Below are 20,393 nucleotides of genomic sequence, written 5' to 3'. Positions count from 1 at the left end.
GAAATGTCCAAGACATTTTGCGGATTATTTCCGGGCTCGGTTTCGGCCTCAACTGCATCACCCTGCGATCCGGCCAAGGATTGGATGATCCGGCTAGTCTCCCCACTCAGCGATAGCGGCTTTCCTGACTTTTCACCTGGTGTTTGGTCACTCACGTTGGGAGGCTCCTTGGAAAGCGTACGGGAAAGACTGGCTGCATCAATTTGAAAACTTCGGCGGACAATCGCCCCTAGTTTGAAAGCGCAGTAGGGCTGAACGAGAAGACTATCTTGGAAGCGCTTCCATTCAAACCCCAATTAATGTCCTCAATGGGTGGAATGCGGCCAGCTTGTTCCTATCTGCGCATCGGGGCGGTTAAACGATGGAGACGCGCCGATGAAAATCCTGATGGTTCTCACCAGTCATGATCAGCTGGGTGACACGGGCAAGAAGACCGGTTTCTGGCTCGAAGAGTTTGCGGCCCCCTATTACGTGCTGAAGGACGCAGGGCAGGAGATTACTCTTGCTAGTCCAAAGGGCGGCCAACCTCCGCTCGACCCGAAGAGCGATGAACCTGAATCGCAGACAGATGCCACGCGCCGCTTCAAGAGCGATGCGGAAGCGCAGGCGCTGCTGGCGTCCACGGCGCGGCTGGACTCAGTTCGATCATCCAACTTCGACGCAGTCTTCTATCCCGGCGGCCACGGGCCCCTCTGGGACCTCGCGGAAGATGCGCAATCAAAAGCGCTAATTGAACAGACGATCGCCGACGGAAAGCCGGTCGCGCTCGTATGTCATGCTCCAGCGGTGCTGAAAAACGTCAAGGCGCAAAATGGAGCGCCGCTTGTTGATGGGAAGTCCGTCACAGGATTTACGGATGAAGAAGAGGACGCCGTTGGTCTGACTAACGTTGTTCCATTCCTGCTCGAAGACACGCTGAAGCAGCTTGGCGCGAAGTTCAGCAAGGCGGAACCCTTCAAGCCTCATGTCGTGCGCGACGGATTGCTCATCACGGGTCAAAATCCATCGTCGAGCGAGCCAGCGGCCAATGCTTTGCTTGAGGCACTCACTTGGGTGCCTGCCAGTGCCGACGCCTAATTAGCAATAGCCCTTCGGGTGTCTGCTTTGCGTCGAAAGCGGACACGAGGGCTACTCTTCAATATCAACGAGTATCAAAGACTCGCGCGTACTAGCGATCACGAAAGTGTTGGCGTCCAGGCGCTGCACTTCCTCGCCAGTATCCAGCGCGAACTTGGTCACGCGAAACAGGAGACGGCGCTTTCGATATTGGTGAATGTCGAAGCGACAACCACTGACATCCTCAACAAGGATGCGACCTACATACTCCACTGGCCCGCTCCCATGCGGACGATCCGGCGATGGCAATCTGTCCAAATTGCAAATTAATTCAAGGTAAAGACTACAATCGCTAGAGAGCGACGCGATGGGGCGCACCTTTCAGGCACGCCAGCGTCCGTAATGGGTGGAAAGCTGTCATTTGGCCCACACTGTGACAGATCGCCGCATCATCTTAGATACAATCACCCTTTCGCGTTGGCGCGGGGGGCAACTTGGCCTGATCGGGCAATCGATGACCAACCCACACGCGGCCCACGAAGTGCCTGCACACCGGCTTTGATAACCACGTAGTACATGATCTGTCGGTATCCGAAGCGCTGGGGGAGCAGCCAAGCAATCAAACGCCAGTTCTCGCGCCGCTCGAGCGTGAAGGCGATTAGGCCCGCAGTTAGGTCGATGGCCGCGAAGATAATCCAGAACAAAGCGACCTCGTACAAGTCGCCTTTAACGGCCGTGTAGCCGTGCTCGTGGATCGAGCTGACCGTCCAGAAGACGTTAATGACCAACGCCAGATCGATGATCGGCGAGATCAGCGCGAACAGCAGTTGGAATAGGATCGTTTGCGGAAGGCCGACAAAGGCTAGCCCGCGAGGCTGGCGATTTGCCATGATGCCCTTGTGTTTCCAGACGCACTGGATGGTGCCGAAAGCCCAACGGAACCGCTGACGTGCTAGCTGCCGAAAAGACTGCGGAGCCTCCGTCCAGGCGATCGCGGTCTGGTCGTACGCAACGTTCCAGCCAGCGCGCTGAACCGCGATTGTCAGGTCTTGGTCTTCGGCGAGCGTCTCCGGCGGATAGCCGCCGACCCCGGCGATCGCTGTCTTGCGCCAGGCTCCGACGGCGCCCGGCACGACGGTCATCGCCCCCATCCGCGCGAGCGCCCGCCGTTCGAGGTTCTGCGCCGTCACATATTCGAGCGCCTGCCATTTCGTGACGAGGTTGATGCGGTTGCCGACCTTGGCGTTACCGGCGACAGCGGCAAGCCTTTCATCGGCAGCGAACCATCGGGCGAGGCGGGCGATGGTGTCGGATTCGAATTGCGTGTCGGCATCGAGCGCGATGACCAGGTCGCTCCTTGCAAGCGCCAAGCCTTGATTGAGTGCTCGCGCTTTGCCTCCGTTCTCGAGCATCAGCAGCTGCACGCGTTGATCATCGCGGAAAGCGCGTTCGACAATTTCCGACGTACGGTCAGTCGAGCCATCATCGATCACGATGACCTCGAGCCGCACGTCTGTGCTTGCCAAGACCTCCAACACGCAGCGCTCGATGACGCGTTCTTCGTTGAACGCCGGGATGAGGACACTGACGAACGTGTTTCCGACGATCGGAGGAGGCTGCCGACGCATCTCCTTCCAAGCGGAGACGAGGGCCAGCGCCGAAAGGACCAGAGCGCGGGCGATGCCCAACGTAATGGCCGCGGCGAACAAGAACCCGAGCGCCCGGACGCTGAACCCGACAAGCTCGAACAGGCCGAGATCGATCCGAGCGGCGAGATGATCTGACTTGGAAAGCGGCGGCATGGCCTGATTTGGCGACAGACCGGCAAGCTCCGATACGGGGACAAAACGATATCCATGCGCACGCAGCGCATCAATGAGAATGGGCAGCGCCGCGACAGTCTGGCTGCGATCTCCGCCAGAGTCGTGAAGCAATACGATGTTGCGACTGCATTGGGCGTCAGATTCGTCATTGCAGGTGGATGGCGCGCTAAGCACGCGCGACAGGACATTGTTGACAATCGCTGGGACGCCCGGCCGCTGCCAGTCCTCGCTATCGACGTGAAGACCGACCGACACATAGCCGCGGTTCTGCGCTTCCCACACCGGCAGGATCTCGTCAGCTGTCGTCGGCTCAGCATCGCCAAAGAAGGGCGCTCGGAAGAGCTTCAGCGTTCGTCCCGTGAAAGCCTGGAAAAGGCGCTGTGTCGCATTGAGCTCGAATAAGGTGCGGGTGTGGTCGGCTGTCGCGAGATTCGGATGCGTATAGGTGTGACTCCCGACTTCGTGTCCTTCTCGGACCTCGCGCTGGAGGAGACCGCGCTCGGTTAGCGCATTCTCGCCAACGACGAAGAACGTCGCAGGTACGTGCTTCGATTTCAGAATATCGAGGATCCGCGAGGTCCAGTGCGGATCGGGCCCGTCGTCGAACGTCAGAGCCACGAGGCCGCGCTGATATCCCGTGCGCGTGATCGTATAAGGCCGGGGTAAGCGCACGAAATCCACCCCGGAAATAAGGCCGGTGGGGCTGAGCAGGAACTTGCGCTCGCCTGCGGTTGGCAGAGCCGTGATGCGCAGGATTTCACCCTGACCCTCGATGTCAACATTGGTGCCCTGCGCGAGGTGCTCGAGACCAGTGACGTTTCGCGGAATTACGACCGATTTGCCAAGGATGGACCAGAGATCGGGATCCTCCGATCCGAGCCTCCACAAGGCAACTTCGCGCAGGCCCGCGCGGTCGAGCACGGTCAGCTGATTGAACGCGCTCGCTGCGTCCAGCATCCACACAATGTGGGAGTGTCCGTTTTCGTCATCATAGGCGAAAGTGCTGTTGCCGCTCGCCCGGTCGAACGCCGGCCGTGTTTCGCTGTCGCCCGCATCGACCCAAGCTTCTTCGACGCTTTCCGGATCGCCAGTGCCGTCATGCCAGTCATAGGCGTAATTCCCGATGGCGACGATGACCTTGCTTCTAGGGATGTCGCGCACTGCGGCAGCGACGGAGTTCGCCCACCATTCCTGGGATGCAACGGGCCCCGCCGGCCCGTCGTTCGAGTGCTCGTCGTAGGCCATCACAAACAGCTTATCGGCGAATGCTGAAAAGCGACGGAGGTCCCATTGCTGGTCGACCGGCACTGCAACGGTGATCAGCCAGCCGTGCCGCGCGAACCGCTGACGCGCTTCTCGCAGCAGCTGAAGATAGCTCAACTGATCGGAACGACCGAGCTGCTCGAAATCGAAGACGGTTCCTGAAGCATGATTTGCGAGGAGGAAGGGCTCGAGCCGATCGAGGAAGCGGTGGCGTTGCCGAGGGTCGGCAAGCAGTGTCTTGATGCCCGCGCTATCGACCTGGCCGTTCTGAAAATTCTGAATGACCGGGAGGATCAGCGGTCGGTGCGGCGTCGTGTTGAGCAAAGCCCGCCCGTCCCGGTCCGCGAGCACGGAGAATTGGTGGTTGGGGCCAGTGACCGTAACCCAAACCGGGGCAAGCCAATCGATGTCGTTGATGTGCCGTTGCAACGACGCGACCGAGCTAGGATCCCACGGAGTGTAAAACGCGACATACAACCGCTTGCTCATTGACGCCGCGACCTGGGTCGCTCGTTGAGCGCCGACCCTGCGGGGACTGGGAGGTTGCGCGCCGAGCAGGCGAAGGATCGCGAGGTTCACTTGTCTGCCGGTGCGGGCGAGCAGGGTCGATTTGGGCGGGGCTTGCGGAATCCCGTGCTCGAGCGCCACGGGGAGCGGACGCTCGGCGGGGACTACGCGGATGGTCGCGAACAAGGCCGCGACGGTCAGTAGGTTGAGCAGGATGAACAGGATGACCGCCACCTTGAAGCGCTTTCGCCGGCGCCCGGAAGGATCGTAAAAGATTTGGCGGTTGGCCATCTTCAGAAGGTCAATCGGGCGACTGCCGCCAAGGCAGCCGGCACCAAAACGATTGCCGCGGGCAAGATGGCGCTGCCCCTGTCAAGCGGCGATCGGCGGCGCGAAAGTTCGCTGGCCGCTAGGACCGCGGCGAGGGCCGCCCCAATCATCGTCCAGATGTAATAGCGCACTCCCGCCGCGACCCCGAAGACCAGATAGCCCATTCCATAGAGGAGAGCTGAGGCGGAAATCGCAGTGACGTTGCGATCGAGCTTGGCGGATCGGCAAGTGATCAGCACCGCGAGCGCCAGCGCGATCCAGCAAATCGGCCAGCCGAGCGGAGATTTCGCGGCTTCATTCGCGGCGCTGTCGACGGCTTCAAGAACGGGATTTGGGCTTACGCGGAAATTCCACGGATTGGAGACCGATTGCGTCCAGGCGGTAGGCTCCGGATTGTCGGGGACGAGGAACCAGGTCGAGATATTGAAATGAGCAAGACGATGCTGCGCATAAGCGATCGGGTGGGTGACCACGGCATGCACCCAAACCCTGCGGGGATCCGTGTCGCCCTCGTCGACGAGCGACTGAAAGCGTTCGTAGCCAAGCGGGCACGGCCTCCGCGCCCACGTCGAGTAGCTGTCCCATTCAAACGGATCGTAGCAACGGTGATTGACTGCGACCGGGTTCGCAACTCGAAGATCCGGAAATTGGTTCAGGCCGGTGTGCTCGGTGATTCCGCCGAGGTCGAAAATGATTAGGGAAAGCTGGGTGTCCATATCCTCTGCGTGAAGCGCAGCGGCGACGGCTCCGGGCGCCATGGCGAGGATCGCGGTCGATACCAGCGCTGACAGGGCAAGGCGGGGGCCGCTCGACAGGAAAGACCGGGGCAAGGCAGCGAGCGCTAGTGGGGCGCAAGCCAAGAAGGCGTTTGCGCGGAGCGTGGCTGCCAGCAGAATGGCGATGAGCGCCGCGATACCAAGCGCACGGCGATGCGAAATGTTTAGGGCCGTTGTGCTCCACAGCATGAAGCCCACAGCGGAGCTCAGCGTTCCAGCCATTAGGGAATCCTTGACCACGATCCCCATCAAGGCGAGTGGCGCCGGCAACCAGCCCGCACAAGCCGCGAGCACTCCAAGCCGCGGGCTTCCCTGTCGATGCACCCAAAGCGCGATCATCGCGATGCCGGCCCAGTATAGCGAGAGCTGCAGCAACAGCATCGGCCCAGGTCCCGGCTCGAGAAGCATAAGGTGATGCCAGACCCATGCCATGGCTGGCGGATGCCAGTCTTCATACGCGTTATCGACCGACTGCTGATACTGCCAGCGCGCGTCGTCGATCATGATTCCCGGCCAATAGGCGAAGGCGATCGTTGCCATGCCAAGCACGACGAGCGCGCAAATCGCGGCGATGCCGGAAGGCACTCCGCCGTCGCCCTCCGCGCGATCACCCAATTCCTGGTGCCCAGTGGGGTGCGCGGACTTCATAGGACCTTCATCGCCGCGCCCGTGTCTTGAATGGGACTCGGCTCCTCCCGGATTTTAAGGAGGAAAAACCCGGGAGAAGCCATGCTTGCCCGCGTGCTTCTTCCGAGCTCAGCAATTGCCCAATTAAAGTCTCCGTGTTTTCTCCTGCTTTCCGGCGGATGAATCTCTGTTCACGTTACGCTGCCAGGCAGGACGTACGTGATCAGGAGGAGCTCAGCGGCAAGCATCGCTGTAGTGAGATCCCTTGTTCCACATCTAATGGCAGGAATGGGTCGATAGTTGCCATAATGCAAACGGTCCGCTGACGGTCGAATTCGGTGCCAGACTTCCTTTGCAATTTTCGAATTGCGGCATTTTCGGCTGGTATCTCAATGGTATCGCGAACCGCTAGATTTGCTGCTTTGAGCTGGTTTTGTTCCAAACATAAACCCCAGTTTTCTGGGGTTTTCCAGGTACAACGGAGCAATCGCACTGCAGAGGTCAGGGGTTCGATTCCCCTAAGCTCCACCAGCCTCAGCCAACTACCAGCGCCTCGGCGGTCACCCGCGAGCTCAATCGAGGCGTCTTTGCATCGATCATGCCGATGCGGGTCACGCATTGGGGCCGATGCGCCGGTGACGTCTCGATGCTCGTGCCGTAAATTTGCTCCGATAGCTCTGAGGCGGAGGAGAAGCGTCCATCTGCGTCAGCCGCCGTCGTCGATTGTTCGCGCACTGAACGTCGGAGCGTACGCGTATATACCTATTTCGCAGGGGTCATACCGCGCGCAATTCTTCACGATGCGAAGTGGAGTAATTGCCATGTCAAACCAAGAGCAGTCCGGGCCAGTCTCTCGCAGGGACTTTCTTAACATCGCGGCGGTGGGCGCCGGCTCCCTAGTCGCGGTAACCGTGAGCGGCAGAGCATCCGCAGCGTCCAAGAAGTTCTCGCAAAAGCAGGCGCATTATCAGCCGATCCCGAAGTCTGGGCAGCGGTGCCAAACATGCGCGCTCTGGCAGGCTCCGAACCAGTGCCAACAAGTCGAAGGCCCGGTCAGCCCGGCCGGATGGTGCATTCTGTATGCTCCAAAGAGCTGACATCACGACTTGGGGGTGTGCCATGAAAGCGATGAAGTTCAGCTGGAAATCGGCTTTTTTACCGGGGGCGGCGCTCTTCGGGATCGCTCTCGCATTCCACCGTCCGGCAGAGGCCGTTCCCGCATTTGCAGAGCAGACGGGCCGCAATTGCGCGGCTTGCCACGTGGGCGGTTTCGGACCCGAACTCACGCAGTTCGGACGAGAGTTCAAGCTGGGCGGCTACACGTTGCGGATGCACAAGTCGGTACCGCTTTCCGCGATGGCAATTGCATCATGGACGCATACCCAAAAGGATCAGGTTCCGCCCCCGGAGCACCTAAACCGCAATGACAATCTCGTGCTCGATCAGGCGAGCCTGTTCGTTGCCGGAGGAATCGGCGAGCATTTCGGCGGCTTTGCCCAACTCGTCACCTATGACGGTGTGGGACGCGCATGGTCCTGGGATAATATCGACCTTCGCGCCGTCACTAACGCGAAGGTCTTCGGACAAGACGCGATCATTGGCCTGACACTGAACAACAATCCGACCGCCCAGGACCCCTGGAATACACTTCCGGCATGGGGTTTCCCGTTCACAGACACTGCGGTTTCGGAAACGCCTGGTGCCGGGGAGCTGATCGACGATCCGCTCGGCGGCAACACCTTAGGGCTCTCGGCCTACGGCTGGTTCGACCATAAAGTCTATGTTGAGGCCGGAGCCTATTCTAGCCCCTCGCGCGGGTTCCTAAATTTCGTCGGCATGGATCCCAAAGACCCCGGGTCCCTGCATGGCATCGCACCCTACGGTCGTATTGCTTACCAGGCGGACCTTGCCGGTGGCACATTCGAAATCGGGGCGAACGTGCTCCACGCGGCGATCTTCCCCGAACGCGACCGTTCGAGCGGCTTCACCGATCACTACACGGATTGGGGACTCGACAGCTCCTGGTTGAGATCGGTGGGCAAGTCCGACTCGCTCAGCGCCAATGTTCGCTTCGAGCATGAAAACGGCGATCTCCGTGCAAGCTGCGCGTTAGCGCTCGTCGGCGATGGCACCGATCCTGCCTGCGCGCGCTATCATCTGAACGAATGGCGCGCCGCCGTCCGTTACACCTGGCACGGCAAGGTCGGTTTGACGGTTTCCCCCTTCAGCATCAGCGGCTCGAGAAATTTCAATCTGTACGAGGGCAATGGCCGGCCCGATAGCAACGGCGTGCTAGGCCAGATCGACTTCACCCCGTGGGGAGGAGGCAACTCGCCGCTAGGCCCAAGGTTCAATGCGAGGTTCGGTGTCCAGTATACGCTCTACGGCAAGTTCAACGGCAGCCGGCACGATTATGACTTCGCGGGCGCGAATGCGCATGACAACAACGCCCTGAGACTCTTCACGTGGATTGCATTCTAGGCCGCGTCGGAAGCGAAGCGCGCAACTAGCGGCAAGAATCTGTGGAAGTGGCCGCGGGCGCAAAGCGGGATCAGGCTGCTGCCTTGAGCAGGCCGGCATAGTAGTCGGCAAGGCGGTTGAGTGCTTCTGCGCCGTCGCCAAAGAAGGTCGGGCCGTGCATCAGCGCGAGACCGGTCGGCTTAAGTTCGGCCAGACGACGAAGCGTCGGCGCCGTAGCTGGATTAACGCTGGAGGAGTGGAATGCATCCTCCGCGGCGATAGCCGCAGGAACAATGTCATCGCGCGTGCTCGCTTCACCCCCGAACTGCGTGAAGAGGTCACCGCAGAAAAGAATGCCGCTTGTCTCCTCGAACACCACACCGGATTCCCAGGCGTGGGGCACGTGCGGCGTATCAAAGTAGCGAATGCGCCGTTTGCCTGATGTGATGAGCTCGCCGTCTGCAACGCAACGGGGAGGCCGATCGGCGAGATCGTTGAGCGAAACCATGCAGGCAGTGGCTCCGTGCACCACTTCTGCATGGGGGGCCGCCTCAAGCCACAGGTTCATGGCTCCGCACTCATCGGCTTCCACGTGGCCGAAGCTGATCCACCGGAGGCTCTCCACCGGCATCACCGACGCCACGGCATCACGAAACAAAGGGAACATGCCGCGCTGACCGGCGTGGAAGAGCAGGGGCTCGTCGTCGACAATGAGGAAGCTGTTGAACACAAAACCGTTTGGCGGACCCATTTCGGGTACAAGTACCGACAAGCGAAAGATGCCGTCGGTGAGTTCGGTAACCTTGGCAGCCACGGGACTTCTCCACGACTCAATTTGACTGCACACAATAGTGTAACTAATCTCTGCCTATGTCAAATTCGAATGCACGCGAAGGTGTACCGAAAGCGCGCCGCTACACGTTGGGCAAGCGCGCGGAGAAGCAGGAATTGACCAGGCGACGGATTGTCGAAGCTGCGGTCGATCTCCACACGAGCGTCGGTCCCGCGCGAACCACCATCGCTCAGATCGCCGAACGGGCGGGCGTGCAACGGCATACCTTCTACGCGCACTTCCCGAGCGACCGGAGCTTGATGGTGGCCTGTTCAGCGTTGGCGTTGGAGCGCGATCCTCTTCCAGATGTGGACGACTGGGCTGAGCATCCCGCGGGGTTGGAGCGCCTTCGCCGGGGCCTGGAGGACCTTTATGCTTGGTACGCGCGCAATGAGCAGCTTACCTCGGCGGTGCTTCGCGATGCGGAGGTTCACGATCTGACCCGTGAGATCGTGCAGCTGAGAATGGGCCCGACTTTCGACCGCGCTGCCGCGACCCTCGGGAACGGGTTGGGAGAAAGTCCCCGCGCATTATTAGCAGTGGCGCTGAACTTCGCTTGTTGGAGGGTGTTGAGCGGTTCCTTTGACGTTGGCGAAGCCGCGGCTTTGATGGCCCGTGCGGTGGTGGCAGCTTAGTCGAACTTCGGCTTCGTCGGTTTCAAGAAGCCGGCACTCCCAGGCTTCGAAGTCGGAGTGGCTGGCCATTCGCTTAAACTTTAAGATTAGGCCTCATGCTCGTCCGCAGTTGGCGGTTTGGTTGGTCGCTCGGTGACGGATTCCTTCGCTGCATCCGCGTTCATTGAGGCGATCAATTCCTCAAGGGGCCGCTGCGAAACCCGGATCAGTCCTTCTCGTGGCCGATCGAGATCCAAAATCAGGTTGATGGAAGCCACGAACATGAGGATCAGCAGCGTGGATTCATGCCGGCGCGTCGTCCCTTCCTTGGCCATCAGATAGCCAAGCATGATCGCCGCGACGAGCAGGTAGACGAGCAAGATGGCGACGATCTGAGTTGGGACGTGAGCTCGGCCGGCAAGGGCTCGCCTGGTTCCGATGTCCAGCGCATTGTTCATCGCCTCAACGAAATAGGACGCGAGGTCGGACCTTCGATCGGGGTAAATTGCGGTTCTAGTCTCATCCCACAGTTGGTTGCGAATGCGTTCTGTCTGCAAAATTCCCGTCTCAATTTCGGCGGATGTGATGTTGTCCGGGGCCAAACGAGATCTTGCATAGTCACGGAGCAGGGAGCGGAGGCGTGAACGATATGGCTCGTCCAAAAGCTCCGCGCGAAGGTACACTGTTGAGATCGCCGTCGCTTCTTGCGCGATCCATGATCGCCGGTCGTCGTAGCGGCTGAGCGACATCGAGAATGTGAAGCCGACGAGAAATGCCAGCAGCCCGAAGATCGAGCTGATGATGTAGCCCTCGACATTAGATTTGGCCGGGGATTCAGCGGCCCCTGCCGCATGCCTGCGCGCTTGCCTGCGTCCGAGAATTACGCCCGCTTCGACCGCTGCAAGGGACCCTGCTACCAGCAAAAGCGCAACGGCCCAAAGTGATAATGCCTGCACCAAAGACCGGAAGCTATTGCGGGGCCCAAGACGAGACGGCACGCATCTAGAACTTCCCTTCGTACTAGTTCTTTGCAGACTAAGGCAGTTTGAGGGTGCCCTATCGGCGCCCAATGCTAGCCGCTTATCGACCGTCGATTACGAACCTCGCGGGGCACTCGTGTATCGGGTCTAATACGGAGGCGTTGATGATCGTCCGAGGCTTCGAGCCGGATTTTTCCGGCAAAGCTTGAAATAAGGTCAGGCGCTCGCTGCGCCTTAGGCCCTAGCTTGCGTCAGCGAAGGGCGCGCTTGGCGAGGCGGTCTCCTAAGGCGCTTTGATCAAGGAAGTCTTGCATCATGGCTTTAACGCCGTCGTACGGTCCCAACACCACTCTCGTTGCCGTGCCCGGCCAGCTCGCCGAGACTAAGCCATCAGCCAAACTGAAAATGATTTCCGGTTTGTGAGGGAATCCCGGCTCGTCACTGAGGAGCTCGTCCGAGCCCGTCTCTGGTTCACGCAGCATGGATTGGTCCTTCGATAGCGAAATGGTCTACGCGCAGCACTGAAACTAGTTCATTTTGGGCGCGCGATCCGTCGGTGGGGATTTGTAGCCAAGCCCCGGGGCCGGATTGCTTCAGCCCACGGGACGCTCACGCGATCGGAGGGAAGGCGTCCCAGTTCCTGATCATCCGTTCTGCGTTCCAGAGTTCCATCGGAGCCAATCCACGAGCGCCTTCGGCGTAAGTAATGGCAGCTTCGTCAGTCGGTGCCTCGAATGCGCGAGCACGCAAGATCTTGCCACTGAAGCAATCAACGAACTGCAATCGGTAAATCGGCATGCGTCGCCCTAAGCGACTTGGCTGCGTAGCGGTTCGCCTAAGGCGTCATGATCTGTGGAATTTGCGTCACCAAGGGGAAAAAGCGACCCAAAGTTACAGACCTGACAGCGTCCTGGCCCGTCGCAAAGGGCACTTCCAGCAGCCCCTAATTCCAGCGCTATTGTTTGATGTCGTCGCCGGCATCCATGACAGTTTGTTGCACGCCCGTTGATGCCGCGTTCACGCTGGCCTGCGTGACGAGCACCGTGGTTCCAGGTTGGATCACTGATCGCATATTCGTGACGAATTCCTGCGGAAGGTGCATCTGCTCGACGCGTTCGGTGCTGATGATTTCGGCGGGTTCGCCGGTCAGGCTGCCGACGCCGACTTGGATCCACTCCGGTTTCGCGCCGCCGGTCAGCGTCATCACCTGCGGCTGATCGGTCTGCGATGCGACGACCGCGTGCGCGCGGCCGATCTCGACGCCGTTGCGCAGTACCACAACCTGCTGATCCTTCGTCGAAATGATAATCGACACCGGTCCCGTCGGCGCGGCAGCGGGGTTCCAGGTGAACTTGCCGTCGGGCGAGAGCGGCATTGCCGGCACCTTGGTCACGCCGGCCATGACTGGTGCGAGAACGCCTGCGGCGGGGCGCTTCACCGGGTCCTCATTGCCGCCGGCGATCACGACCGTGCCGCCCATCGGCGTGACGTCGAACAGTTTCTTGGCGAACTCCATCGGCAGGCGGACGCAGCCGTGGCTCGCCGGATAGCCCGGCAAGTTGCCCGCATGCATCGCGACACCCATCCAAGTCAGCCGCTGCTGAAAGGGCATCGGCGCATCGTCGTAGGTGCGCGAGCGGTGGTCCTTGTCCTTTTCGAGGATGGTGAACACGCCGGTCGGCGTTTCGTGACCGTCCTTGCCTGACGAAATGGTGCTGACGCCGATGCGAACGCCGTTGCGGTAGACTGTAGCCCGTTGCCGGGTGAGGTCGACGTAGACGAGCACCGGGCCGTCGCGCGCAATGTCGGGCCGCCACACCCATTCGCCGGGTTTTAGCTTGTCCGCCTGCCGCGCGAGCTCGAGCTGCGCCGAAGTCTTGGCGCCTTGCGCCACGAGCGGCGCCGCGGCCAGCGCCGTCAGCAGTGCCGCTGCAGTGAACCGGAACGCTCTTCTGGCCATTCCTTGCCCCCTTGTCCGGGCGTCTATCGCGGATTCGCACTTGTGTCGTAAAGTCTCGCCGACCGGAAAACAGCTCAGGGCCGCCGACAGCGACATGAAGGTGACGGGAATGCCGACCTGATGATCACGGTCATCCGCATGGTCGACTTCCTGAGCACCGACTCCACGCTTTAGCGCCGGTCTCCTCGAGCAGATCGTTTAGCCGTCGCGAGAGCGACGCCAGCGTATATGGCTTCTGCAGTACCGGCCGCGCCTTGTGGTGATCGGGCAGCTGGCTCTGCTCGCCATATCCGGTCGCGAACATGAAGGGCACGCCGAGCTCGCCAAGGCGATTGGCGATCGGCACGCTGTCATGGTCGCCGAGGTTGATGTCAAGAATGGCGATGTCAGGGCGCTTGGTCTCGACCGCTGCAATGGCGCCGACAGCGCTCGACTCCGTCATCACTGAGCTCGCTCCCAGGCGATCGAGCAGATCTTCCGCATCGAGCGCGATGATCAGGCTGTCTTCGACCAGCAGCACTTCTTTGCCGCGAAGCAGGTCCGTCACATGCGGCGAATCGACCTGCGAGTCTTGCGGCAGGTGAATCTTGTTACCGGCGAGAGCTGTTGTCTGAACGACATGCTTGGCTGGAATGACGAAGTCGGCGCGAACGCCGTCGCGCGCATATTCGACCTTCGCCGTGCCGCCGAGATCGTAAGGAACGCTATGCTCGATGATCGTCGTTCCGAAGCCCTTGCGGTTGGGCGGGAAGACCTCGGGCCCGCCCCGCTCGCGCCAGCAGAAATTCAGGTCGCCGCTATCCCGTACAGACCATTCCGCGATGGCTTCCCCGGTCCCGACCGATAGGCTGCCATATTTTACCGAGTTGGTGACCAGCTCGTGCACAACGAGCGCCAGCGTCGAATAGGCCTGCGGATTGAGCAGGACTGGCGGCCCTTTCAGGATCAGCCTGTCCTTTTGCGTTGTCAGGAACGCTGCCGCCTCGGCATCAAGCAGGTTCTTGACCGGCGCCGGGCCCCAATGGTCGTCGGTAATCTGGTTGTGCGCGCGGGCGAGCGCGTGAACGCGGCCGTCGATGACCGCGACGAAATCCTCGATCGACGTCCCGTCTGCCGGTTTCGATTGGCGGATGAGGCCGCGGATGAGCGACAGAATGTTGCGGACACGGTGATTGAGTTCGGCAATCAGAAGCTCTTGCCGGCTGGTGGCTTCCTGTCGCTCCGCGCTTGCCTCGTCGGACAGGCGCAACACCACTTCGATGAGCGTTGCGCGGAGCGTTTCGGCAACGCGCAATTCGGACGGCGTGAAGGGCAGCGATCGGCCGACGACCGTCTCCTTCCACTCCTCAAAGCTCTCGCGCGGCGTCAGGCGCGGACCGTTCGGCCCATATTGCACCGGCTTGTGCGGATCGCCCGCCCAGCGCACCGACCGGATGATCTCCGATCGGAACAGCACGACATAGTCGCGTGGCGTGCGCGAAATGGGGATCGCGAGAAGCCCGGCAACATTCGCCTTGCCGCCGCCGAAGCCGGGAACGAGCGTGCTGATCTGGTCGGTGGCGTAAGCGCGCCCGGCGGCGGTCGTGCTTAGCGCCTGAATGATGCGCGCAAACTCACCGGTGTTGGGCGTCAGGCCGCTGAACGCGTAATTCCCGTTGATCCATACCCCGACGCCGTCCGCAGGGATGGCGCTGGTCAGGATGGTCGACAGCCAGTTAGGGTCGTTGAGTAGCGTCTCGTCCGACGCGACGGCGCCGAGCAACTGATCCGAGATGTCGCGCGCCCGGCGCTCATATTCGACGACTTCCTTACGCTCACGCGCTTCGATCCGCATGGCGAACATCTGTGCGAACAGTTCGGCGACAGAACGACGTTCGAAGCTCGGGCAGCGCGGCGAGTAATGGTGGCAGGCGATCAGGCCCCAGAGCCGGCCCTCGACGACGATTGAAATCGACATCGATGCGCGCACGCCCATGTTTCGCAGATATTCGATGTGAATGCGCGAAACCGAGCGAAGCACGGACAGCGAGAGGTCGACGGGAACGCCATATTCATCGACCGCAGGCTCGACGGGCACCGGCACCGCATCGATATCGGAAATGACTCGCAACAAGCTGCGCAGGTAGAGCTCGCGCGCCTGTTTCGGAATGTCGGTCGCGGGGTAGTGAAGCCCGAAGAAGCTTCCGATTCCGCTCTTCGCGCTTTCAGCGACCACTTCGCCGGAACCCTCGGGGGAGAAGCGGTAGACCATCACCCGGTCGAAGCCGGTGAGCGCCCTGACCTGGCGCGCGCCCTCGTTGAAGAAACTCTGCATGTCGGGCGCCTGCTCGAGCCGGTTGACCATGCCGCGAACCGTCCCGGTCGCGTCGCCATAGTCGTGCTCCGTGCTCGGTTCGGCCTCGATCATGACGCGCAGCCCGGACATGTGCAGCGCGACGTCGAAGTACTTGTTGTTGTTCTGCAACTGCATCCGGAACACGCGCTCAAGCGCATCCTTCCCGCGCAGCAATGCCAGCCGGTTCCTCAGCGTATGAATTGCCTGCTTGGTAAGAATTTCGGACGCCGGCCGGCCGATCAGCTTTTCCCTGTCGACCTCAAGATACTCGCCGACGTTCGCTGAGACATTGGAAATGATCCAGTCGGCGGTCAGGACGAGGAGGAAGCCAATGGGCTGAATCGCGCCGAGCTGGTGGATTGGCTCCCGGTCGCAATTCGTCAGATCAACTTCGTCGGACGGCAAGCCGGAATCACTCATCAAACACCGGCCTCTTTCGCCACGTTCAGAAACAGGGCGAAACAACGACGGGCTCCGTCCTTGGCTTCACCGAGCAGCGAATCCGAATAGAGAAGCCGGTCCAGCGCCGCAACAACTGTCAGCCAGGGATCGCTTTCTTCCGAACGACTTAGGAAGCTTACGGGGAGGCCGTCAGCGACTTTCTGCCGCAATACGCGGCCGCCGAGACGGGAGCCTTCGAGGACGTAGGCAGTGCCAAGAAGATCCCCGACCCCGGAAATCTCTGGCGCATTTGCCGGCGACGGCATTGGCTCACCCAAGGCGGCGAGATCGGACTCGATGGCGCGCGTCCGCCGCGCATTGCTCCAGCCAGCGACCATCTGGTCAAGTCCTGCGGACGCCAGCGCGCCTTCGACTGCCGGAACCGCTCGCGCCTGAATCTTGAGGAACCGCGCGTAGTCAGCAGCGTCGGACAGATCGAGCCGCGACAGGCGGTCATCGAGTTCGCGATGGACGTCGTCTGTCGCGTCTTTGAGTGCGAAGCGTGTTTTCATTGATCAGGTCAACAATGTGCTCGTGACGAAAGCGTTCCGAAAATCCGCGAGTAAGCTGGGGCCGACCCGAACCTCTAACGGCGATCAATAACCGGCGAACGCGGTCTCGTAGATCATCCGGTAGTTCTCATCCGCCATCACGTCATCTTCGGGCGCTTTGTCGGCTGCTGCGAAAGGGTCTTCGCCTTCGAGCCATTGCTGCTCCGCCTGCGGGTTCGAGAACGCAATATCGAGCGAGGAGTTGAGCTCGACCTGCGTGTGGGCAAGTCCCGCATGCTTGAGCGCTCCGGCGAGCGCCAGCCGGTAGCCTCTGCCCAGGAGGATGTTCGGCGCCGGTGACACGATTTCCTCGTCAGACAAGAGATAGAAGACGCGAGCGCAGACGCTGGCGTCCATGGAAACCAGCGAACGGCAAACGGTCGGCCTGACATCGTAGATCGAACAGACGCCATCCTTCAAATTGGGGCACGGGTAGACGAGCTTCCCGCGCTCCGCGGACGACATGCCGCCGGTGACGGACACGGCATCGCGGAATGTCTCGGTTGCCTGGTCGCGTGCAGCGCCGCTGAAGGACTTCGCAACGTAGAGAACTTCAACGGGGCTGGCGTCGACCCAGATCCGGCAGCAGTGCGCGCAGCCGCGATGACAAGCGACGGGTATGTCGCTCAGGAATGCCTTGTCGGCCTTTTCTATATTGTCCTGGAAGAACGCCATCAGGGGCGTGACGGAGTGCTGTGCCTTCGCGACGTCGACGAGGTCGCGAAGCACGCGCATCAAGGCGGCAACCTGCCTCCCGTCGGGAACGCGCACATTCAAGCCGCCGGCCACGTGGGCGCGATCCTGAACGAGCTGGCGCTGATACTGGGCGGGATCCATCAGGGGACGATACTCTGCTGTGATGCTTGAACAATATCGGCGACCCGACCGACGTTAGGAAGTCCGAACAACTACGCCCCGCCGAACATCTGTCCGACGGGGCGCTATTGAAAGGTCGCGTTTCCGGCCAAACCGGAAAGGCTGGCGCGGATCAGTCCGCGTCGTCGCCCGTCAGGAACGCGGGAGCGAACTCCGGCGCTGGGCCGTCGTCGCCGCCGCCTGCTCCTTCACGACGGGGTCCGCGATCGCCGCGTGGGCCACGGTCGTCACGGCGAGGACCGCGGTCGCCGCCATCACGGCGAGGTCCACGGTCGCGGTCGCCGCGGCCATGACGGCCACGGTCTCCGCGGTCGCCACGGTCACCGCGCGGGCCACGCTCGCCGCCTTCACGCGGTTCGCGTGGGGGACGGGTGTCCGGAAGCTCTTCGCCGGTCTCCTGATCGACGAGACGCATCGACAAGCGGACCTTGCCGCGCTGGTCGACCTCGAGCAGCTTGACCTTGACCTCCTGTCCTTCACTCAGGACGTCGCGGACGTTCTCGACACGATCGTTCTTGATCTCCGAAACGTGAACCAGTCCGTCCTTGCCAGGCATGAAGGTCACGAATGCGCCGAAGTCGACGATGCTCGCCACCTTGCCAGTGTAGATCGTGCCGGGCTCCGGCTCCGCGACGATGCCGCGGATCCAGTTGCGGGCGGCTTCGATCTGGCTGACGTCGGACGAGGCGATCTTGATGACGCCCTCGTCGTCGATGTCGACCTTGGCGCCGGTCGTCGCGACGATCTCGCGGATGACCTTGCCGCCGGTGCCGATCACTTCGCGGATCTTGTCCTTCGGGATCTGCATCGTCTCGATGCGCGGCGCGTGGCTGGAAAGCTCTTCACGGGTGTGATCGAGCGCCTTGGCCATTTCGCCGAGGATGTGAGCGCGGCCGTCCTTCGCCTGGGCGAGGGCGGTGCGCATGATTTCCTCGGTGATGCCGCGGACCTTGATGTCCATCTGCATCGTGGTGATGCCGTTGGAGGTGCCGGCGACCTTGAAGTCCATGTCGCCGAGGTGATCCTCGTCGCCAAGGATGTCACTGATCACCGCGAAGTCCTTGCCTTCGAGGATCAGGCCCATCGCGATGCCCGCGACCGGCGCCTTCAGCGGAACGCCGGCGTCCATCAGGGCCAGGGAACCGCCGCAGACGGTCGCCATCGAGCTCGAGCCGTTGGACTCGGTGATGTCGGACAGGACGCGGATCGTATACGGGAATTCCTCGACTGTCGGCAGCATCGGATGAAGCGCGCGCCAGGCGAGCTTGCCGTGACCGACTTCGCGACGGCCCGGGGCGCCGAAGCGGCCGACTTCACCGACCGAATAGGGCGGGAAGTTATAGTGCAGCATGAAGCGCTGGTAGGAGAGACCCTCCAGGCCATCGATCATCTGTTCCGCTTCCTTGGTACCAAGCGTCGTGGTGACGATCGCCTGCGTCTCACCGCGGGTGAACAGCGTCGAGCCGTGCGTACGCGGAAGGAAGCCGACCACGGCTTCGATCGGACGGACCGTCTTGGTGTCGCGGCCGTCGATGCGGCGGCCTTCCTTGAGGATCGCACCGCGAACGATGTCCGCCTCGAGGCTCTTCACCAGCTTGCCGGCGACGAGCTGTTCCTGCGGATCGCTTTCGATGAACGCGTCGGCGGCCCGAAGGCGCGCGGCGGTCAGGGCAGCGGAACGCTCCGACTTGTTGGTCATGCGATATGCAGCGTCGATGTCGGCGCCGATAAGCTCCTTGAGCTTGGCCTTGATCGCGGTCTTGTCGAGCGTCGCGGGAAGCTCCCACGGTTCCTTCGCGGCCTGCTCGGCGAGCTTGATGATCGCTTCCACGACCGGCTGCATCGAGTTGTGCGCGAACATGACGGCGCCGAGCATTTCCTCTTCGGAGAGCTCCTTGGCCTCGGACTCGACCATCATGACGGCGTCGCGGGTGCCGGCGACGACGAGGTCGAGGCGGCCTTCGGCAATCTGCGTCTGGGTCGGGTTGAGGATGTATTCGCCGTCATTGCTGAAGGCGACGCGAGCTGCGCCGATCGGGCCCATGAAGGGGACGCCGGAAAGCGTCAGCGCGGCGGAGGCGGCGACCATCGCGAGGATGTCCGGCTCGTTCTCGCCGTCGTAGGAAAGGACCTGCGCGATCACGAGGACTTCGTTGTAGAAGCCGTCCGGGAACAGCGGGCGGATCGGGCGGTCGATCAGGCGGCTGGTCAGCGTTTCCTTTTCGGTCGCGCCGCGCTCACGCTTGAAGAAGCCGCCGGGAATGCGGCCGGCCGCGGAGAACTTTTCCTGGTAGTGGACGGTCAGTGGGAAGAAGTCCTGACCAGGCTTCACCGACTTTGCGGCGGTGACGGCACAGAGCACCACGGTTTCGCCGAGCGTCGCGAGCACCGCGCCGTCGGCCTGACGGGCAATGCGGCCCGCTTCGAGCTTGAGGGTCTTACCGCCCCACTCGATTTCGACAGTTTTCGTATTGAACATTTTCGTTCCTTCAGTCCCGGCGGCCGGATGCCAGCCGGTTCAGCAATTGCAGGCTAGCCGGCCTACAGCGGTTCGGGGCGCCATGTGGCCCCATGATGGGTCCCATCCCTATTGTGTTGATGGGGTGCCCGTGCGCCCCGCCGGATTGCGGGACTGAACATATGCGAAGCGGCCCGCTCAGGGGCCGCTCCAGCGTTATTTGCGAAGGCCGAGCTTCGCGATGAGATCGGTGTAGCGCTCTTCGTCTTTGCGACGGAGATAATCGAGAAGCGAACGGCGCTGGTTGACCAGCATAAGAAGGCCGCGACGCGAATGGTTGTCCTTCGCGTGGGTCTTGAAGTGCTGGGTCAGGTTGTTGATGCGCTCGGTGAGGATCGCGACCTGGACTTCCGGCGAACCGGTGTCGCCCTTGCCTTGGCCATGTTCCTTGATCAGCGCTTCCTTGCGCTCTGCGGTAATCGACATCGGCTTACTCCTATTCTT

The 20,393-nt window shown here is 61.4% G+C and carries 16 protein-coding genes and 1 tRNA gene; 4 read left to right on the top strand and 13 right to left on the bottom strand.

Annotated elements, in window-relative coordinates:
* The first annotated feature begins 375 nt into the window (after positions 1-375).
* Entirely contained in the window at positions 376-1,077 is a 702-nt protein-coding gene (locus ABD704_RS05755) for a type 1 glutamine amidotransferase domain-containing protein (protein ID WP_344698721.1), read from the top strand.
* A 51-nt stretch (positions 1,078-1,128) separates the two neighbouring features.
* On the opposite strand, the gene ABD704_RS05750 is transcribed toward ABD704_RS05755, so the two are convergent.
* From ABD704_RS05750 to ABD704_RS05740, 3 genes are all read right to left on the bottom strand, one after another.
* Complete coding sequence (locus ABD704_RS05750) at positions 1,129-1,329, bottom strand: hypothetical protein (RefSeq protein WP_344698720.1); 201 nt, start codon at positions 1,327-1,329, stop codon at positions 1,129-1,131.
* Between the two features lie 191 nt (positions 1,330-1,520).
* Positions 1,521-4,940 (bottom strand): trifunctional glycoside hydrolase family 18/polysaccharide deacetylase/glycosyltransferase family 2 protein, encoded by a 3,420-nt coding sequence (locus ABD704_RS05745; protein ID WP_344698719.1) that lies wholly within the window; start codon positions 4,938-4,940, stop codon positions 1,521-1,523.
* 2 nt (positions 4,941-4,942) lie between these two features.
* A complete protein-coding gene (locus ABD704_RS05740; protein WP_344698718.1) occupies positions 4,943-6,403 on the bottom strand; it encodes a hypothetical protein in 1,461 nt (486 codons plus the stop codon).
* A gap of 440 nt (positions 6,404-6,843) precedes the next feature.
* Here ABD704_RS05740 and ABD704_RS05735 point away from each other — a divergent pair.
* Positions 6,844-6,913: transfer RNA gene (locus ABD704_RS05735), tRNA-OTHER, on the top strand.
* 3 nt (positions 6,914-6,916) lie between these two features.
* On the opposite strand, the gene ABD704_RS05730 is transcribed toward ABD704_RS05735, so the two are convergent.
* Positions 6,917-7,117, bottom strand: coding sequence for a hypothetical protein (locus tag ABD704_RS05730; protein ID WP_344698717.1), 201 nt, complete (start codon positions 7,115-7,117; stop codon positions 6,917-6,919).
* Positions 7,118-7,501: 384 nt separating this feature from the next.
* Here ABD704_RS05730 and ABD704_RS05725 point away from each other — a divergent pair, with 384 nt between their 5' ends.
* Positions 7,502-8,863, top strand: coding sequence for a hypothetical protein (locus tag ABD704_RS05725; RefSeq protein WP_344698716.1), 1,362 nt, complete (start codon positions 7,502-7,504; stop codon positions 8,861-8,863).
* Between the two features lie 70 nt (positions 8,864-8,933).
* Here the strand turns inward: ABD704_RS05725 and ABD704_RS05720 are convergent, their stop codons facing one another.
* Positions 8,934-9,656, bottom strand: a complete 723-nt coding sequence (locus tag ABD704_RS05720; protein ID WP_344698715.1) for an oxygen-binding di-iron domain-containing protein — start codon at positions 9,654-9,656, stop codon at positions 8,934-8,936.
* A gap of 56 nt (positions 9,657-9,712) precedes the next feature.
* Between ABD704_RS05720 and ABD704_RS05715 the strand changes: the two genes are divergently transcribed.
* On the top strand, positions 9,713-10,309 hold the full coding sequence (locus ABD704_RS05715) for a TetR/AcrR family transcriptional regulator (RefSeq protein ID WP_344698714.1): 597 nt from the start codon (positions 9,713-9,715) through the stop codon (positions 10,307-10,309).
* 86 nt (positions 10,310-10,395) lie between these two features.
* Here the strand turns inward: ABD704_RS05715 and ABD704_RS05710 are convergent, their stop codons facing one another.
* From ABD704_RS05710 to rpsO, 8 genes are all read right to left on the bottom strand, one after another.
* On the bottom strand, positions 10,396-11,244 hold the full coding sequence (locus ABD704_RS05710) for a bestrophin-like domain (protein WP_344698713.1): 849 nt from the start codon (positions 11,242-11,244) through the stop codon (positions 10,396-10,398).
* 275 nt (positions 11,245-11,519) lie between these two features.
* Positions 11,520-11,750: a hypothetical protein gene (locus tag ABD704_RS05705; RefSeq protein WP_344698712.1), complete on the bottom strand. Its 231-nt coding sequence runs from the start codon at positions 11,748-11,750 to the stop codon at positions 11,520-11,522.
* A gap of 473 nt (positions 11,751-12,223) precedes the next feature.
* Positions 12,224-13,228 (bottom strand): L,D-transpeptidase family protein, encoded by a 1,005-nt coding sequence (locus ABD704_RS05700; protein ID WP_344698711.1) that lies wholly within the window; start codon positions 13,226-13,228, stop codon positions 12,224-12,226.
* Positions 13,229-13,358: 130 nt separating this feature from the next.
* Entirely contained in the window at positions 13,359-15,983 is a 2,625-nt protein-coding gene (locus ABD704_RS05695; RefSeq protein WP_344698710.1) for an HWE histidine kinase domain-containing protein, read from the bottom strand.
* Complete coding sequence (locus tag ABD704_RS05690) at positions 15,983-16,516, bottom strand: biliverdin-producing heme oxygenase (RefSeq protein ID WP_344698709.1); 534 nt, start codon at positions 16,514-16,516, stop codon at positions 15,983-15,985. The genes ABD704_RS05695 and ABD704_RS05690 overlap by 1 nt, the downstream gene beginning before the upstream one ends.
* Before the next feature lie 84 nt (positions 16,517-16,600).
* The gene (locus tag ABD704_RS05685) at positions 16,601-17,392 is read right to left on the bottom strand and encodes a YkgJ family cysteine cluster protein (RefSeq protein WP_344698708.1); all 792 of its coding nucleotides are present in this window, start codon (positions 17,390-17,392) and stop codon (positions 16,601-16,603) included.
* Between the two features lie 151 nt (positions 17,393-17,543).
* Positions 17,544-19,910 (bottom strand): polyribonucleotide nucleotidyltransferase, encoded by a 2,367-nt coding sequence (pnp, locus tag ABD704_RS05680; protein WP_344698707.1) that lies wholly within the window; start codon positions 19,908-19,910, stop codon positions 17,544-17,546.
* Positions 19,911-20,105: 195 nt separating this feature from the next.
* Entirely contained in the window at positions 20,106-20,375 is a 270-nt protein-coding gene (gene rpsO / locus ABD704_RS05675; protein ID WP_344698706.1) for a 30S ribosomal protein S15, read from the bottom strand.
* Between the last annotated feature and the right edge of the window lie 18 nt (positions 20,376-20,393).

The sequence above is a fragment of the Sphingomonas limnosediminicola genome, from assembly GCF_039537965.1.
Classification (GTDB): domain Bacteria; phylum Pseudomonadota; class Alphaproteobacteria; order Sphingomonadales; family Sphingomonadaceae; genus Sphingomicrobium; species Sphingomicrobium limnosediminicola.
Note: the sequence above shows the minus strand (reverse complement) of the source record. Positions and strands in the feature narration are given on the sequence as shown.

Excerpts from the sequence above, each read along its gene's own strand:
- ABD704_RS05755 (WP_344698721.1), top strand. The coding sequence starts at position 376 with ATGAAAATCCTGATGGTTCTCACCAGTCATGATCAGCTGGGTGACACG.
- ABD704_RS05745 (WP_344698719.1), bottom strand. The coding sequence starts at position 4,940 with ATGGCCAACCGCCAAATCTTTTACGATCCTTCCGGGCGCCGGCGAAAG.
- ABD704_RS05740 (WP_344698718.1), bottom strand. The coding sequence starts at position 6,403 with ATGAAGTCCGCGCACCCCACTGGGCACCAGGAATTGGGTGATCGCGCG.
- ABD704_RS05725 (WP_344698716.1), top strand. The coding sequence starts at position 7,502 with ATGAAAGCGATGAAGTTCAGCTGGAAATCGGCTTTTTTACCGGGGGCG.
- ABD704_RS05715 (WP_344698714.1), top strand. The coding sequence starts at position 9,713 with ATGTCAAATTCGAATGCACGCGAAGGTGTACCGAAAGCGCGCCGCTAC.
- ABD704_RS05705 (WP_344698712.1), bottom strand. The coding sequence starts at position 11,750 with ATGCTGCGTGAACCAGAGACGGGCTCGGACGAGCTCCTCAGTGACGAG.
- ABD704_RS05700 (WP_344698711.1), bottom strand. The coding sequence starts at position 13,228 with ATGGCCAGAAGAGCGTTCCGGTTCACTGCAGCGGCACTGCTGACGGCG.
- ABD704_RS05695 (WP_344698710.1), bottom strand. The coding sequence starts at position 15,983 with ATGAGTGATTCCGGCTTGCCGTCCGACGAAGTTGATCTGACGAATTGC.
- ABD704_RS05690 (WP_344698709.1), bottom strand. The coding sequence starts at position 16,516 with ATGAAAACACGCTTCGCACTCAAAGACGCGACAGACGACGTCCATCGC.
- ABD704_RS05685 (WP_344698708.1), bottom strand. The coding sequence starts at position 17,392 with ATGGATCCCGCCCAGTATCAGCGCCAGCTCGTTCAGGATCGCGCCCAC.
- pnp (WP_344698707.1), bottom strand. The coding sequence starts at position 19,910 with ATGTTCAATACGAAAACTGTCGAAATCGAGTGGGGCGGTAAGACCCTC.
- rpsO (WP_344698706.1), bottom strand. The coding sequence starts at position 20,375 with ATGTCGATTACCGCAGAGCGCAAGGAAGCGCTGATCAAGGAACATGGC.